This window comes from Saccharibacillus endophyticus, assembly GCF_013185185.1.
Classification (GTDB): Bacteria; Bacillota; Bacilli; order Paenibacillales; family Paenibacillaceae; genus Saccharibacillus; species Saccharibacillus endophyticus.
In genome coordinates this window covers 330,028-344,250 of the sequence record NZ_JAAZWE010000002.1, presented here as the reverse complement: position 1 = coordinate 344,250, position 14,223 = coordinate 330,028, and the positions used below count along the sequence as shown (strand labels likewise).

The 14,223-nt window shown below is 54.9% G+C and carries 14 protein-coding genes; 11 read left to right on the top strand and 3 right to left on the bottom strand.

Translation table 11 applies throughout. The features are described from left to right. The first annotated feature begins 66 nt into the window (after positions 1–66). On the top strand, positions 67–1,155 hold the full coding sequence (locus HRQ63_RS07480; RefSeq protein WP_371873237.1) for a DUF294 nucleotidyltransferase-like domain-containing protein: 1,089 nt from the start codon (positions 67–69) through the stop codon (positions 1,153–1,155). Beyond that, on the top strand, positions 1,152–1,889 hold the full coding sequence (locus tag HRQ63_RS07475) for an exonuclease domain-containing protein (protein ID WP_172241432.1): 738 nt from the start codon (positions 1,152–1,154) through the stop codon (positions 1,887–1,889). Before HRQ63_RS07480 ends, HRQ63_RS07475 begins: the two co-directional genes overlap by 4 nt. A gap of 417 nt (positions 1,890–2,306) precedes the next feature. Here the strand turns inward: HRQ63_RS07475 and cimA are convergent, their stop codons facing one another. Together cimA and HRQ63_RS07465 are read right to left on the bottom strand one after the other, a co-directional pair. Beyond that, complete coding sequence (cimA, locus tag HRQ63_RS07470; protein ID WP_172241429.1) at positions 2,307–3,923, bottom strand: citramalate synthase; 1,617 nt, start codon at positions 3,921–3,923, stop codon at positions 2,307–2,309. Positions 3,924–4,066: 143 nt separating this feature from the next. After that, positions 4,067–5,059, bottom strand: coding sequence for a zinc-binding dehydrogenase (locus tag HRQ63_RS07465; RefSeq protein ID WP_172241426.1), 993 nt, complete (start codon positions 5,057–5,059; stop codon positions 4,067–4,069). 136 nt (positions 5,060–5,195) lie between these two features. Here HRQ63_RS07465 and HRQ63_RS07460 point away from each other — a divergent pair, with 136 nt between their 5' ends. From HRQ63_RS07460 to HRQ63_RS07445, 4 genes are all read left to right on the top strand, one after another. Further along, entirely contained in the window at positions 5,196–5,567 is a 372-nt protein-coding gene (locus HRQ63_RS07460) for a winged helix-turn-helix transcriptional regulator (protein ID WP_172241423.1), read from the top strand. Between the two features lie 100 nt (positions 5,568–5,667). Further along, positions 5,668–6,954, top strand: coding sequence for a DNA polymerase IV (locus HRQ63_RS07455; RefSeq protein WP_172241420.1), 1,287 nt, complete (start codon positions 5,668–5,670; stop codon positions 6,952–6,954). Positions 6,955–7,086: 132 nt separating this feature from the next. Then, on the top strand, positions 7,087–7,329 hold the full coding sequence (locus HRQ63_RS07450; protein WP_172241417.1) for a ferredoxin: 243 nt from the start codon (positions 7,087–7,089) through the stop codon (positions 7,327–7,329). Positions 7,330–7,463: 134 nt separating this feature from the next. Beyond that, complete coding sequence (locus HRQ63_RS07445; RefSeq protein WP_172241414.1) at positions 7,464–8,810, top strand: L,D-transpeptidase; 1,347 nt, start codon at positions 7,464–7,466, stop codon at positions 8,808–8,810. A gap of 100 nt (positions 8,811–8,910) precedes the next feature. Here the strand turns inward: HRQ63_RS07445 and HRQ63_RS07440 are convergent, their stop codons facing one another. Continuing rightward, entirely contained in the window at positions 8,911–9,048 is a 138-nt protein-coding gene (locus tag HRQ63_RS07440; RefSeq protein ID WP_172241411.1) for a hypothetical protein, read from the bottom strand. A gap of 172 nt (positions 9,049–9,220) precedes the next feature. Between HRQ63_RS07440 and HRQ63_RS07435 the strand changes: the two genes are divergently transcribed. The 5 genes from HRQ63_RS07435 to HRQ63_RS07415 all read left to right on the top strand — a co-directional run bounded on the left by HRQ63_RS07435 (position 9,221) and on the right by HRQ63_RS07415 (position 14,191). Continuing rightward, a complete protein-coding gene (locus HRQ63_RS07435) occupies positions 9,221–10,312 on the top strand; it encodes a quinone-dependent dihydroorotate dehydrogenase (protein ID WP_172243350.1) in 1,092 nt (363 codons plus the stop codon). Between the two features lie 37 nt (positions 10,313–10,349). After that, positions 10,350–11,165 carry a GTP diphosphokinase gene (gene yjbM, locus HRQ63_RS07430; protein ID WP_172243348.1) on the top strand — a complete coding sequence of 272 codons (816 nt, stop codon included), beginning with the start codon at positions 10,350–10,352 and terminating at the stop codon, positions 11,163–11,165. After that, positions 11,155–11,631: a DUF309 domain-containing protein gene (locus HRQ63_RS07425; protein WP_172241408.1), complete on the top strand. Its 477-nt coding sequence runs from the start codon at positions 11,155–11,157 to the stop codon at positions 11,629–11,631. Before yjbM ends, HRQ63_RS07425 begins: the two co-directional genes overlap by 11 nt. Positions 11,632–11,762: 131 nt before the next feature. Continuing rightward, the gene (locus HRQ63_RS07420; RefSeq protein ID WP_172241405.1) at positions 11,763–13,433 is read left to right on the top strand and encodes an RsmB/NOP family class I SAM-dependent RNA methyltransferase; all 1,671 of its coding nucleotides are present in this window, start codon (positions 11,763–11,765) and stop codon (positions 13,431–13,433) included. Further along, on the top strand, positions 13,430–14,191 hold the full coding sequence (locus HRQ63_RS07415) for a pseudouridine synthase (protein WP_172241402.1): 762 nt from the start codon (positions 13,430–13,432) through the stop codon (positions 14,189–14,191). Before HRQ63_RS07420 ends, HRQ63_RS07415 begins: the two co-directional genes overlap by 4 nt. The last annotated feature ends 32 nt before the right edge of the window (positions 14,192–14,223 follow it).

Below are 14,223 nucleotides of genomic sequence, written 5' to 3'. Positions count from 1 at the left end.
TATGTAAGGTAATAGAAAACTCCGAAATTCGGAAACAAGCGCTTATGATCAGAAAGGGGGAATCCGGTGAAGCCGACTCATTCGTACAAGGGCCCTTCATTCGTATCCCGCGAAGATTTATCGCAGATCCGTTCCCCCGAAGCGCTGCGCGCAAAAAGGGTCGAGATGCAACGAGAGTTAGCGGAAGCGGGAACCGGCCTTGATATTCTAGGCCGGAACGCTTCGATCAACGATATGCATGACCGCCTGATGAAGCACGCGGTCGAATTGTGCGAGCGTGAGATGGGGGAGGCGGGCTTCGGTCCGCCTCCCGTGTCTTATGCTTTCGTCGTATTCGGCAGTGCGGGCAGGCAGGAGCAGACGCTTTGGAGTGATCAGGATAACGGATTGATTTTGTCGGACGCGGAACATATCGACAAAGAAGCGTATTTTGAAGAATTCGGTCGTCGACTGACGGATATTTTGGAGGCGGCAGGTTATGAGAAGTGCGAGGGAAAGGTCATGTGTTCGGAGCCTAGATGGCGCCGAACTTCTTCCGAATGGACCAAGCAGCTGGAAGAATGGCGCAGTGATCTTAGCTGGGAACCCGTACGATATCTGATTATTGCTTCTGATCTTCGCTTGATTGCCGGCGATGCCGGATTGGCCGGCAAATGGCGCAGGGACTTTTACGACGGAGTACGCGGTAATGCTGCTTTGCATGCCGCCATTTTACGCAATACCGTTCGCCATAAGAAAACGTTAAACGTGCTGGGGCAGGTCGTGACCGAACGCTTCGGCGATCATGCGGGTGATTTTGACGTCAAATACGGGATGTATATTCCGCTTGTGAATGCCGCCCGCTTTTTTGCGATTCAACACGATGTGGAAGAATCCTCCACATTGAAGCGACTTGAACGGTTGATTCAGTTCGAGGCCGCTTCGTTACCGCTTCTGGAGCCGACCTATGAAGCTTTTCGTACGGCGCTCCGCCTGCGCGGCTTGACTGAGGCGACGGAGCGAGAGGGGCTGCTGGAGAGTTCCGGGTATCTGCTCAGCGACGAATTGAAGAAAAAAGAGCAGTTCTATGAACTGCGCGACGGCCTGATTCTGGTACGCAAGCTGCATCGCGTGCTTCAGCGTCAGCTCAGATTCGCAGAAAGGAGACGGGCATGAAGGGACCGGCTGGGTCGAGAAGCGGATTTTGGAACATGCTGCGCGGCGGGGGCGTTCCTTCGGCGGTAGCGTCGGTATTCGGGGGACAGAGTGCCCATCAGATGGCATTCATCCGCTCGCTCAGCCGGGAACAGCGAAGACCGGAAGCTTTGATTACTCCGCTGAATGAATTGGAGACCGTGGTGTTCGATTTGGAGACGACAGGTTTCAATTGTCAAAAGGGGGACGAGATTCTATCGTTCGGCGCCGTCAAGATGAGGGGAGGAGAGGTGCTGGAAGACGAGACGTTTTATACGCTGGTCAATCCGCGCATCGATATTCCTCCGCACATCACGGATTTGACGGGCATTACGCCGGCGATGGTGGAAGATGCGCCTTCTTTGATTGAAGGGCTGCATGATTTTATGGCTTTTATCGGACATTCCGTGTTAATCGCGCATGCCAGTGCCCATGACAAAGCTTTTTTGAATACCGCGCTTTGGAAAACTTCCAAGGCTCATCTTACGCACCGCGTGATCGATACCATGATGATCGCGAAGCTGCTTGACCCGACAAGATCGGGATATGGTCTGGACGAGTTATTGGTAGAGGAGGGCATCGAAATCAAAGAACGCCATCATGCCTTGGGCGATTCTTTGATGACGGCAAAGCTATGGGGCGGTTATATGGAGCGGGTGAGGGAAAGTCAAATCTCTACGCTTGGCGATCTGTACGCCCATCTGAGCCATACCTGATGGAATGAATGGCATCTGAAAAATACCGCATGAAGTTCGGCCGGATTTCGTTTTAAGCGAAACAGCTGCCTGGCTTTATGCGGGATCATGCAATTTGATGAACGGCAATCAAAATCGGAAAAGCGGCGGGTCTGGCGCTACGGTGCGAAACGGATTACGAGTCCGCTTCGCATGCCGCCCGCTGCGAAATTCCCTGCACCGAAATGATGTCCTTCATTTCGAAGCGGGTTTTGAACACCCAATGTTTGACCCGCAAGCCTTGAACGGAGCGAGTATGGATTGTAAGACCGGATTCCTGACCGGGTACCGGTACTGACGATCAATCCAAGCGTTGTTCCCTCGAAGCTTGCCACCCATGTTTACCCCTCTCATACTGGGCTTTCCGCTACGGCGGAAAGCCGCTTTTTTGTTTGCGGGTTAATGGTTGAGCAGACCGGGGCGCGGCTCCGCGGCTGCTACGGATGCAGCAGGTTCTTGACCGAGGAGCGCGTAACGCATACTGTCGACGAGGGCTTCCCAACTGGCTTCGATGACATTGCCTGATACCCCGACGGTGCTCCATACGTCTTCGGCATCTCTGGACTCGATCAATACGCGAACTTTGGAAGCTGTCGCTTCCTTGTCATCGAGCACCCGAACCTTATAATCGCTCAAGTGCATATCGGTGAGCTGCGGATAGTACTGAAGCAGCGCCTTGCGCAGCGCATTGTCGAGCGCATTGACCGGACCATTGCCTTCTCCGGCGGTATACAAGCTTTCTCCGCCGATACGAAGTTTAACGAAGGCTTCCGATACGACCGGTTTTCCCGCCGACTTTTCCACAAGCATTTTGAATGACTCGAAAACGAATAATTCCCGTACTTCGCCGCCGGCTTCGCGAAGCAGCAGCTCAAGCGAAGCGTCGGCGCCTTCGAATTGGTAACCGCGATGCTCAAGCTCCTTGATTCGTCCGATTGTTTCGGCGGCTTGCGGGCTTTTCGGATCAAGTTCAATCCCCAGTTCTTTTGCTTTGGAGATTAGGTTGCTTTGACCGGCAAGTTCGGAAACGAGCACCCGCTGCTTATTGCCGACAAGCTCCGGAGCAATATGCTCATAGGTACGGGAGTCGCGCAGGATGGCGGAGACGTGAATGCCGCCTTTGTGCGCAAATGCTGAACTCCCTACATAAGGCTGACCGGTCGGCATGTGTACGTTGGCAATCTCGCTGACATAACGGGCAACCGGAACGAGCTGCGCGAGCTTTTCTTCAGGCAAACAGGGCAAGTTGAGTTTGAGCTGAAGATTCGGGATGACCGAACACAGATTGGCGTTGCCGCAGCGTTCTCCGTAACCGTTAATCGTACCCTGAACCTGTAACGCTCCGGCAGATATCGCACTGAGTGCATTGGCGACGGCCAGCTCGCAATCGTTATGCGTATGAATGCCCAAGCGTGCATCCGGCATCTCGGCCGCAAGAGCCGTTACGATCTCGCGGATCTCGTGCGGCATCGTTCCCCCGTTGGTGTCGCACAGCACCAGCCAATCCGCTCCTGCTTCGGAAGCCGTTCGCAGCACGGTTTTTGCATAGTCTCGGTTATTTTTGTATCCGTCGAAAAAGTGCTCGGCGTCGAACAAGACTTCCAGTCCCCGATGTTTCAGATAAGCAATCGAATCGCCGATCATGGCCAAATTTTCTTCCGGCGTCGTCTGAAGCGCCGTATGGACATGGAAATCCCAAGCTTTTCCGACCAGTGAGGCAGCCTGCACGCCCGATTCGGCGATCAGTCGCAAATTTTCATCGTCTTCGACCGAGGCGCCTTTGCGGCGCGTGCTGCCGAAAGCGACGATCTTCGCCCGGAGATTCAGCTCTTTGACTCGACGGAAGAACTCCACGTCCTTGCCGTTGCTGCCGGGGTTGCCTCCTTCGATATAATGCACGCCGAGTTCGTCGAGCTTGACGGCGATCTTTAACTTGTCATCGGCAGACAGGCTGATGCCTTCGCCCTGTGTGCCGTCCCTGAGTGTCGTATCGAAAATGGTGATGGAACGCGTCATGGAACTGCTCCCTTCCGTCCGTATTAATTGTCGATTATAGCATGAACGCTTTAAACCGGTATAGTACTCGGGTTAACAAATTTTACGGAAGAAAAGGAAGCCCGAAAAGACTGTCCGCACAAGGCGGACGAAGCCTTGCTCAACTATCGTGCGATTGAAATGGAAACGTTACCGAATTGCTCGCCGGAAGTCAGCCTGTCGAAGGCTTTGGCTGTATCGGAGAGCGGGTATACGGAGTCCACGACAGGGCGAATACGATGGGTCTCGATAAAATGAAGCATTTCGATAAATTCTTCCCGGCTGCCCATCGAAGTTCCGATCAGACTAAACTGGGAAAAGAATAATTCGCGTAACGACAACTCGATTTGCGCTTCCGTGCCGGCTCCGAGACTGACGATTCGTCCGCCTGGATTCAATAAAGGGAAAAAGCGGGGGAAGACGGCTCCGCCGATGCTGTCGAGAATCAGATCTACCTTATGCATATTCGGGTCGGCAGCCCAATCCGCTCCGCTGTCCATTCCATAATCTGCTTCCAGTTCTATCGCTTTGCGCAGTTTTTCTTTGCTTCTTGAAGTGACGGTCACCGATGCCCTTATCGCTTTTGCCATCATCAGCGCATAACTCGCCACGCCTCCGCCGATGCCGGGAATGAGCAGATGTTCTCCCGCTTGAAGTTTTCCTTGGCTGAACAGCGCCCGATAGGCAGTGAGCGCGGATAACGGAAGAACACCCGCTTCTGCCCAACTTAGAAAGGTCGGTTTGGGAAAAACGTTTTCCGCCGGGATCGTCACAAATTCGGCAAAGGTTCCGTCTGTAGGTCCGCCTAAAATTTCAGGAACTTTAGGGAGATCGGCTGAGCGCTTCCAACCCAACGTAGGGTGAATCACGACTTCTTTTCCAACCGAAAACCCTTCAACCTCCGGGCCGATTTCTTCAATCGTTCCTGCACCGTCCGAACCCGGAATCCAGGACAAGTCCGGCTGCGGGCGATCCTGCATAACAAATAAATCCCTGTGATTGAGCCCGGCGCTTTTTAGGCGAACCTTGATTTCATTCGAGCCTGGACGTCTGTCTGCCGCATCGGTGAATTTCAGCCGTTCGTGGCCGCCCGATCCTTCATGCGTGATTGCTTTCATGGCCATATCATCCTTTCCATAACCTTAGATTTAATTGGGGCATGCTGCTAGTATAGAAAGAGGTAAGCAGGATTGAAAAGTACGCAGAATTTTCAAACTCACTACTAAAAAACGTACTATGCAAAGGGTGGAGAAGATGCGCGGATCGAAGCTTGTACCGACACTCGAAGGCTGTCCCGTGGGCACGACGCTTACTGTAATCGGCGGGAAATGGAAAGGGATTCTGCTGTATCATCTGCTGGAGAGTCCAAGGCGATTCGGCGAATTTCGCAAACTATATCCGGAGATCACGCCGTTCATGCTGACCTTGCAATTAAGGGAGTTGGAGCGGGACGGGATCGTGCATCGCGAGGTGTATCCTGAAGTACCGCCGCGAGTCGAATATTCGTTGACGGAGTTCGGAGAGACGTTGGCGCCCATGATTTTGTTCATGAAAAATTGGGGCGAGGCGCATGGGGATCGATTGAAAGATTCAAGGACGCGGCATGCAGAAGAGAAACCGGAATAATGTCGGAAATTTATAGTCGGAAAACGGCCGGTACGGCTTCCGATGTTGTAAAATAGAAAAATGGAAATCAACGAACCCGACAAAAAGGAGGTGGGTAGGAATGGAGAACGTCGAGCGGTATTATCCGTCAAAAGGGCGGGTTATTTTGCATGTCGATATGAATGCCTTTTACTGTTCGGTGCATGAAGCGGAGCAGCCGGAGCTGTATCGCGGTAAAATGACGGCTGTTGCCGGGGATAGCGAGAAGCGGCGCGGCATTGTCGTCACCAGCTCCTACCCGGCGAGGCGGAAAGGCGTGCGCACCGGCATGACCGTGAATCAGGCGCAGCGGCTCTGTCCGTCGTTGATCCTCATTAAGCCGGATTTTCGGTTGTATCGGGCATACTCGAGAGCTTTTCGCGAGATTCTCTATAACTATACGCCTCTGATCGAAGCAACCTCCATTGATGAATGTTATATGGACATCACCGGTTCCAGGCAGTTCGGCACGCCGCTCGAAATTGCAGAAGAGATTCAGCGGCGTATCCAAAACGAGCTGTCGCTGCCTTGCTCGATCGGCGTAGCGCCGAATAAGCTGCTGGCGAAGATGGCTTCGGATATGAAAAAGCCCAGCGGCATCTCCGTGCTTCGGATTCGCGATTTGCCGCAAACGCTGTGGAGCAAGCCGTGCGGGGAACTATTCGGCATAGGAGCCAAAACGGCCGAAAAGCTAAACCGCATGGGAATTCGAACGATCGGGGAGCTGGCACGAACAGACGAAAAGCGCCTTCAAGTTTCGTTCGGCGTATTCGGAGTCTGGATGAAGCGTGCCGCGAACGGAAAAGATCATTCGGAGGTACAGTCGGTTCCCGAACCTAGCAAATCCGTAGGGCATACAACCACGCTTCCTTACGACGTGGCCGAATCCGCCGAAGCGCTTCGAGTAATATTGAATTTGAGCGATCAGGTAGCCAGGCGTATGCGCAAGCAGCATTTGCTGGCGGGATCGGTGCAGATCACGATTCGCACGCCGGAAATGAAAACGATCACGCGCTCGAGAACGCTGGATATTCCGACCGAAGCCGCCGATGATATTTATAGGGAAGCCAAAGCCTTGTATCTGCGTCACTGGGGCGACGGCAAACCGGTTCGATTGCTTGGCGTAGCCGCGCAGAATTTATCGGACAAAAGCACGGCGGCCATCCAGCTTGACCTGTTCGATTACGAGCAGCAGCCGAAAAAGGAAAAGCTGACCGAGATTATGGACAAGCTGCGCGATAAGTTCGGGGAGGATGCCTTGATGGTCGCCGGGATGTTGGAAGAAGACGGGACCAAACGATTGAAAGCGGGACGTTCGCCGGGGATTTCTTTTCACGGCGAGCGCAGCAAGGATCAGGAAAACCGATGAAAATGAAGCGTAAGAATGATTGAAATCAAAAAAAGTTTATATTATAGTTAGAGGGATGAAGGCTCTTACGGGAATGGCTTCTTGACAAGAGAATCAGTATTGCCGATATAGAGTATACAGGAGGGAACATATATGGCTAAATTTACGTGGGTCGACAAGGACACTTGCATCGCGTGCGGCGCATGCGGCGCGACTGCTCCGGATATCTACGATTACGATGACGAAGGACTGGCTGAAGTGATTTTCGACGGCGACGGTAACCACGGCATTAAGGCAATTCCGGAAGATATGCACGAGGATATGCTCGACGCATGCGACGGTTGCCCGACCGATTCGATCATCATTGCGGACGAACCGTTCAACAAAGAAGGCTGATTCGACTCGAAAGCGCCGAATACAGGGCAGATCCGAGATAAAGCGTCTCTCTCCTGAAGTACAGGCGGGAGGCGCTTTTTTACGGAATCCGCTGAATGATAATGCGTACTTTTCCGGCAAAGGAGCGAAGGGCCATGACCCGTTTTCGCGATTTGAAGCAGTATGTGCGCGAACATCCCGATAACAAAATGGCCTGGTACTTGTTAGGCAAGGAATATGCGGCCGACGGTCAAGAAGGCAAGGCCAACTACTGTTTCAATCAGGCTCAGGAAGTCTACGAGGCTTATGAACACGTGCATGTGCCGGAAGATATTTTGGCCGAGTATGAGGAAAAATTGCGGGAAGCGGCTCAAAAGCGGAAAAAGGCGATCGCCAAGCGCCGAGCTTGGCTGCTGGCTGCCGTGCTGCTATTGCTTGCCGGCTTCCGTTATGCCGAAGCGCCGGGGATGAGCGCGCCGAGGTTTACGGCGGGAATGGATGAAGATCCGGGTATGCCGTCAACGGTCTTCACGGCGGCCGAGATCGGCGTACCTAGAGCTATCGGCATCGCGGCTGCTGCTTATATGGAGGATGGACGATCCGTTCCGGCCTCCGTGCTTGGCATGGAGCGAAACGGAAAGTGGCTGCTCTGGAACAAGAATATGCCGGTGATCGCGGAGCTTGAGCCGGGCGAAGGATCGGCGGAAAGCCTGATTCGAAGTTACGATCCGACCACCTGCGATTGCGAAGCCGACGTCTCAAGGGGAGAACGTCGAGCCGCTCAAGCTTGGGTTAGCGAACAAGAGAGCTTGGCCACCCTCGCTTCGGCCGTTGCCGTTTACCGCGAAGGGGGCGGCGGCATACCGGAGGATTTGAAAGAATTGAACCGGCCGTTTCCCGATAACGTCATGTCGGGTTCGACGCCGATCATGAGTCGATCCTTCGATCCCTTTGCCACGATGCTAAAAAGGCAGGCTTACGGTCAGGAAATGCCGCCTTTGTCCGAAGAAGGTGCGCGTCCCGTCTCGGCCGGGACGCTTGGCGGTACCCCTTATCTGGACCAGCCGCTTGAGATTATCGTGGACCGAAGCCGACATCGTCTTGCGGTTGTGAGCGGAAATGTGCTGCTTCGCAATTACGAAGTGGGACTCGGCGGCAGCAAGACGCCGACGGGAACGTTCGCGGTCAGCGACAAAGTGGTCAATCCGAACGGGAAGCCGAACGGAGAATTCGGCAGCCGCGGGATGCAATTGTCGGATACCGACTATGCGATTCACGGCACGAATGTGCCCAGCAGCATCGGCGGCGACGAGTCGCACGGCTGCGTGCGCATGAACAAGGATGATGTCGAGGAGTTGTTTGACATGGTCCCTGCCGGAACGAAGGTTACGTTGACGGACGATGTGCTGCCCGAGGAAATCGCGATTCCGAAGCAGCGCTTCCAGACGGAAGACCGTCAGGACCAGACGAACGATCGGAAGATCTATCACTGGCTGAATTAAGACGTGGACGAACCGGATTCCAACAGACGAAAAGCCCGGCTACGGCATAAAAACCGGAGACCGGGCTAAGTGCCGGGAATCGAATCCGAGACGAACAGACTCAGAGTTGAGCCCAAACAATTAAGGCGCTTACGACTAAAATGATCAAAGCAAGACTAGCGCCGATCCAGAGGGCGGCTTTGCGGTTGACTTCTTCCTTTTTTTGTTGGAGGGCGGGTGGTTTGCGTTTAACGGCCATTGTCATCGTCTCCTTCGGATATCGTATACCTTTATTGTAAGTCTCTTTTCGCGGAATTGTAAGAGGGAACGGAGCCTGCTATTTCATGAAAACAAGCGACTGGAATGCTTTCCTTTTAACGCGGTTCCGAGTAAAATTAAAGAGTCAGAAGAGAAGAATGGGAGTGAACCGCTTGCTGTATGAACGCCTAGCCAAACCGCTGTTTTTCCGGATGGACCCTGAAAAAGCCCATCACCTCGTCATTGACGGCATGCGTGGAGCTTCAAGCACGCCTGGAGGACTGACTCTGCTGCGCAAAATGTACGGTACGGAGCATGACGAAGCGCTGGCTTCCGAAGTGGCGGGACTGTCGTTTCCGTCTCCGATCGGCTTGGCTGCGGGACTGGATAAAAACGCCGAGGCGGTTCCCGGATTTTCGTCGGTCGGCTTTGGCTTTATGGAAGTCGGCACCGTGACCCCGCTGAGTCAACCCGGCAACGAACAGCCGAGATTGTTCCGTCTTCCGTCGGATGAAGCTCTGATCAATCGCATGGGCTTCAATAATGAAGGCGCGGAAGCAATGGCGGCTCGTTTGGCTGCGTTGAAGGATCGTCCCGTGCCGGTCGGCGTCAATATCGGCAAAAACAAGGCGACCCCCAACGAGGAAGCCTATCTCGACTACGAGCGCTGCATTCGGGTACTGTACCCCTACGCGGATTTCTTTATCGTCAATATCAGCTCTCCGAATACGCCGGATTTACGTCGTTTGCAGCACGGCGATGAATTGCGCAAGCTGTTGACCGCGGTGACGAGCGAACTGGCAAGCCAGGCAGGAGAGGCTTCGCCCAAACCTGTATTTGTCAAGATCGCGCCGGATTTGGGTGACGAAGAGTTGGAAGAGACGGTGGATGCTATTGCTTCGAGCGGCGTATCCGGTCTTATCGCGACCAACACGACCTTGTCGCGCGAAGGTTTGACGCATGTCAACCGAGCGGAGGCGGGCGGACTCAGCGGACGACCGTTAACCGGCCGTTCGACCGAGATCGTGCGTCGGGCTTACGCCCAGACGCAAGGACGCCTGCCGATCGTGGGCAGCGGCGGAATCTTTACGCCCGAAGATGCTTATGCCAAAATTCGCGCAGGCGCAAGCCTGATCGAGATTTATACGGCCATGATCTATAAGGGACCGGAGATTAACCGCCAATTGCATACCGGACTCAAAAGGCTGCTGCAAACAGACGGGTTCACCCGCATTTCCCAAGCGGTCGGCGCTGACCACCGCTGAAAGGGTGAAGGAAGACGAGGAGGCACATAGCATGGGTATGGACGGTAGAAACTGGGAAACCTTTTTGCTTCCCTATGAACAGACAGTCGAAGAATTGAAAGTCAAGTTCAAAACGATGCGATCCGAATTGAAAAAGCGTGAAGAATACGCGCCGATCGAGTTTGTCACCGGGCGAGTCAAACGGATTACCAGTATTTTGGAAAAGGCCGAACGATTGGACGTTCCGTTGGATAATCTCGAAGAAGGAATAGAAGACATCGCCGGGATTCGCATCATGTGCCAGTTCGTCGAAGATATCCGCCGCGTGGCCGAATACATCCGAGCTCGGAAAGACTTGACGGTCTTGTACGAGAAGGATTACATCACGAATTACAAAGAGAGCGGCTACCGCAGTTTCCATATGATTATTCGTTATCCCGTGCAGACTGCGCTCGAGCAAAAGATCGTGCTGGCCGAAATTCAGATTCGCACGCTCGCCATGAACTTCTGGGCGACCATCGAGCACTCCCTGAACTATAAATATCGCGGCGGGTTGCCGGGGGATATGCGCCTTCGCCTGCAAAAGTCGGCGCAAGCCGCATCGGTACTCGATAGCGAAATGTCCAGCATTCGCGAAGAAATTCTTGATGCGCAGAAGCTGTTCGAGGATGATGCAAACATCGTCTCCACGTTGCTGAAGACCATTCATCGCTTGTATGCGTATCATCTGGTTGCCGAAGCCGTGGCTTATCAGGCCAAGTTCGGCGAGTTGTTCCAGGCACGCGATTTCGAAGGCATGAAACAAATGATGGCCGAGATCAAAGCGATCATCGCCTCCAAGCATGAGGAAGACCCGGAAGAATATGAAGGTTGAACCGAAGTTTGCCGCGTTCCTGGTGTACTTCAATCGGGATCGCGACTACTTCGAGTGTCATGAAGTGCTCGAAGAATTGTGGCTGGAACGCGGTCGCGACCCTTTATATTCGGGGCTGCTTCAGATCGCCGTAGCGTTGTATCATTTTCGCAACGGCGGAATCACGCCCGCTTACAACAAGATTGAAGGCGCCAGGAAGATGATGCGCAGTGCGGTAAGCAAGTTGTCGAATTACCCGGATGATGCGCTGGGCATTCGATTGGATAAGCTTGTGTTGCAGGCACAGGAGTATTTAAAGCAATTGGAGCGCTACGATCAGGAGCCGTTTGATTTCTATCCGTTTGAAATCGAGATGTTCGATCCGGAACTTATCGCCCGGGTCGAACTCGCGGCGGAAGAGATTCGGCCGAATGTGCCGCAACGTACGGGATACGCACGCGGGCCGAAGGCCAAACCAAACTCTTGAACGTATCAGTCAGGCCCGCTCCGCCGGGCCGCGGCAAGCAGCCGCGCGGCGGGGCGGGCCGTTTTGCGCCTAAATGATGAGAATCATTCGAACCACCGGGTACAGAGTAATAGAAACAGGAGGAATGCTTAATGAGCATCCAACTTCCGAAGTTGTTCGAGTCGCGCATGCAGCGTTGGCTCGGAGACGAATACGAAGATTTTATTGCCAGCTATGAACGGCCTCGTCATGCGGGGATTCGCGTGAACATGCTCAAGATCGGACTTGAAGACTTCAAAGCCGCAAGTCCGTTCGAGTTGAAGCCGATTCCATGGTGCGAGACCGGATTTTACGTGGACGAGAATGAACGGCCCGGTAAACATCCGTTTTACCATACCGGCCTTTATTATATTCAGGAACCCAGCGCCATGGAGCCGGCCGAAGCGCTGAATCCCGAGCCGGGCGATCGCGTTCTGGATTTGTGCGCCGCACCCGGAGGCAAATCCACGCAGATCGCGGCGAAGATGCGCGGTCAAGGCGTGCTTGTAACGAACGATATCAGCACCGAGCGTACGAAGGCATTGGCGAAAAATATCGAGATGAGCGGCGTTCGCAACGCGATTGTGCTGAACGAGACGCCGGATCGGATCGCCGAGAAGTTCCCGGCGTATTTCGATAAGATTCTGATCGACGCTCCTTGCTCCGGCGAAGGCATGTTCCGCAAAGATCCCGATGCCGTCCGGCAATGGGAAAAGCATTCGGTGGACGTCTGTACCGTAATGCAGCGGGATATTCTCGATACGGTCGCTTCGATGCTCGCTCCGGGCGGGCGAATCGTTTATTCGACCTGCACGTTCTCGCCGGAAGAGAACGAGGCCATGATCGCGCTGTTCTTGGCGCGCCATCCGGAATTCGTCGTAGGCGAATTGAAGCATTCGCCGCTGCTTTCTCCGGGGCGGCCGGAATGGGTGGCCGGCCTGGCGGAAAGCGGCGGCTGGCTGTCGCCGCTGCTTGAGCAGGAGGCTCGGCAAAGCGAGCCGGGCTTTACGCGGCCCGAAGCGCTCGCGCAAACGGCGCGAGCGGCGCGGATATGGCCGCATCTCGCCGAAGGCGAGGGGCATTTCGTGTGCGTGCTGGAGCACACGGGGGAGAAGGCGGCGCGAGCTGAAGGCGCCGCGGGAACGGCTTCCGGCCCGATCATCGGGGCCGGGGAAATACTGCCCGCCCCTTCCGAGGGCGGGCGCAAAAGCGGCGGCCCTAAAGGCAAGGGCCGCCAGGAAAGCCGCTTTGCGGCTGCGCCGCGCCGCGAAGACAAGTCCGCGCGCCAAGCCCGCGGACGCCGCCAGGACGCCTATATCCGCGAGGAGGCGTCCGAAGACGACGTGCGCCGCGCGTGTCTTCAGTTCCTGTCCGAGCAGGTCACGGTGCCGATCTTCGGCACGCTGCTGATCTCCGGCGACTATGCGTACGCCTGCCCGGTCGAACCGGAGCGGCTGCGCGGGCTCAAGGTCCGCCGCTCGGGCTTCCAGCTCGGCATGGTCAAAGCCGGAGGCCGCTTCGTGCCGTCCAACGCGTTGGCGGCGGCTTTATCGCCGCGCGAATCGGCGCGGTCGCTGAATCTCAGCTCCTCGCTGCCGGAGGCCGTGTCCTACCTCAAAGGCGAGACGTTGACGTTCGGCGAGGAACGCATCGAACGCGGCGAAGGCACAGATGCCAAAGGCTATGTGCTGGTATCGATCGACGGATACTCGGCAGGCTGGGGCAAATGGGCCGCAGGCGTACTCAAAAACGAATACCCGGCAGGATGGAGATGGAACGGATGAGCAACCAATCAGGCAATAAAAGCGCAAAAAAATTGCGCGTGGATAAAATACTGTCGCATCTCGGCATTGCCACGCGCAGCGAAAGCAAAAAGCTGGTCAAGCAGGGCCGCGTTATCGTGGACGGTAATCCGATCAAGGACAGCGGCCTTCAGGTTGATCCTGAAGCTTCGACGATCGAGGTCGACGGACAATCCGTGCGTTACCGGGAATTCGTCTATCTGCTGCTCAACAAGCCGCAGGGCGTGGTTTCCGCTACGGAAGATAAATGGGATCGCACGGTAGTCGATCTGCTGGATGCCGAATATGTGGCATTCGAACCGTTCCCGGTCGGACGTCTGGACAAGGATACGGAAGGACTGCTGCTGCTGACTAACGACGGACAGCTCGCGCACGAGCTGCTGTCGCCGCGCAAGCATGTTCCGAAGACGTACGAAGCCAAAGTGCTCGGCGCCGTGGACGAGACGGACGGCGAAGCGTTTAAAGCCGGCGTTACGTTGGACGACGGATACGAGACGATGCCGGCAGAACTTGAAATCGTGCGGCATTTCGAAGAAGAAGGCGAAGCGCATACCGATATTCGGTTGACGATCATGGAGGGCAAATTCCACCAGGTGAAGCGCATGTTCGAAGCCGTGGGCAAAAAGGTCGTGTTCCTGAAACGAATCTCGATGGGGCCTTTGCAGCTGGATCCTGCGTTGTCGCTCGGCGAATATCGCGAACTGACTTCCGAAGAATTGGACGCGCTGCGCAATCGGTAACTTTTGCCCGGGCAATCCGGCAAGTATTCCAT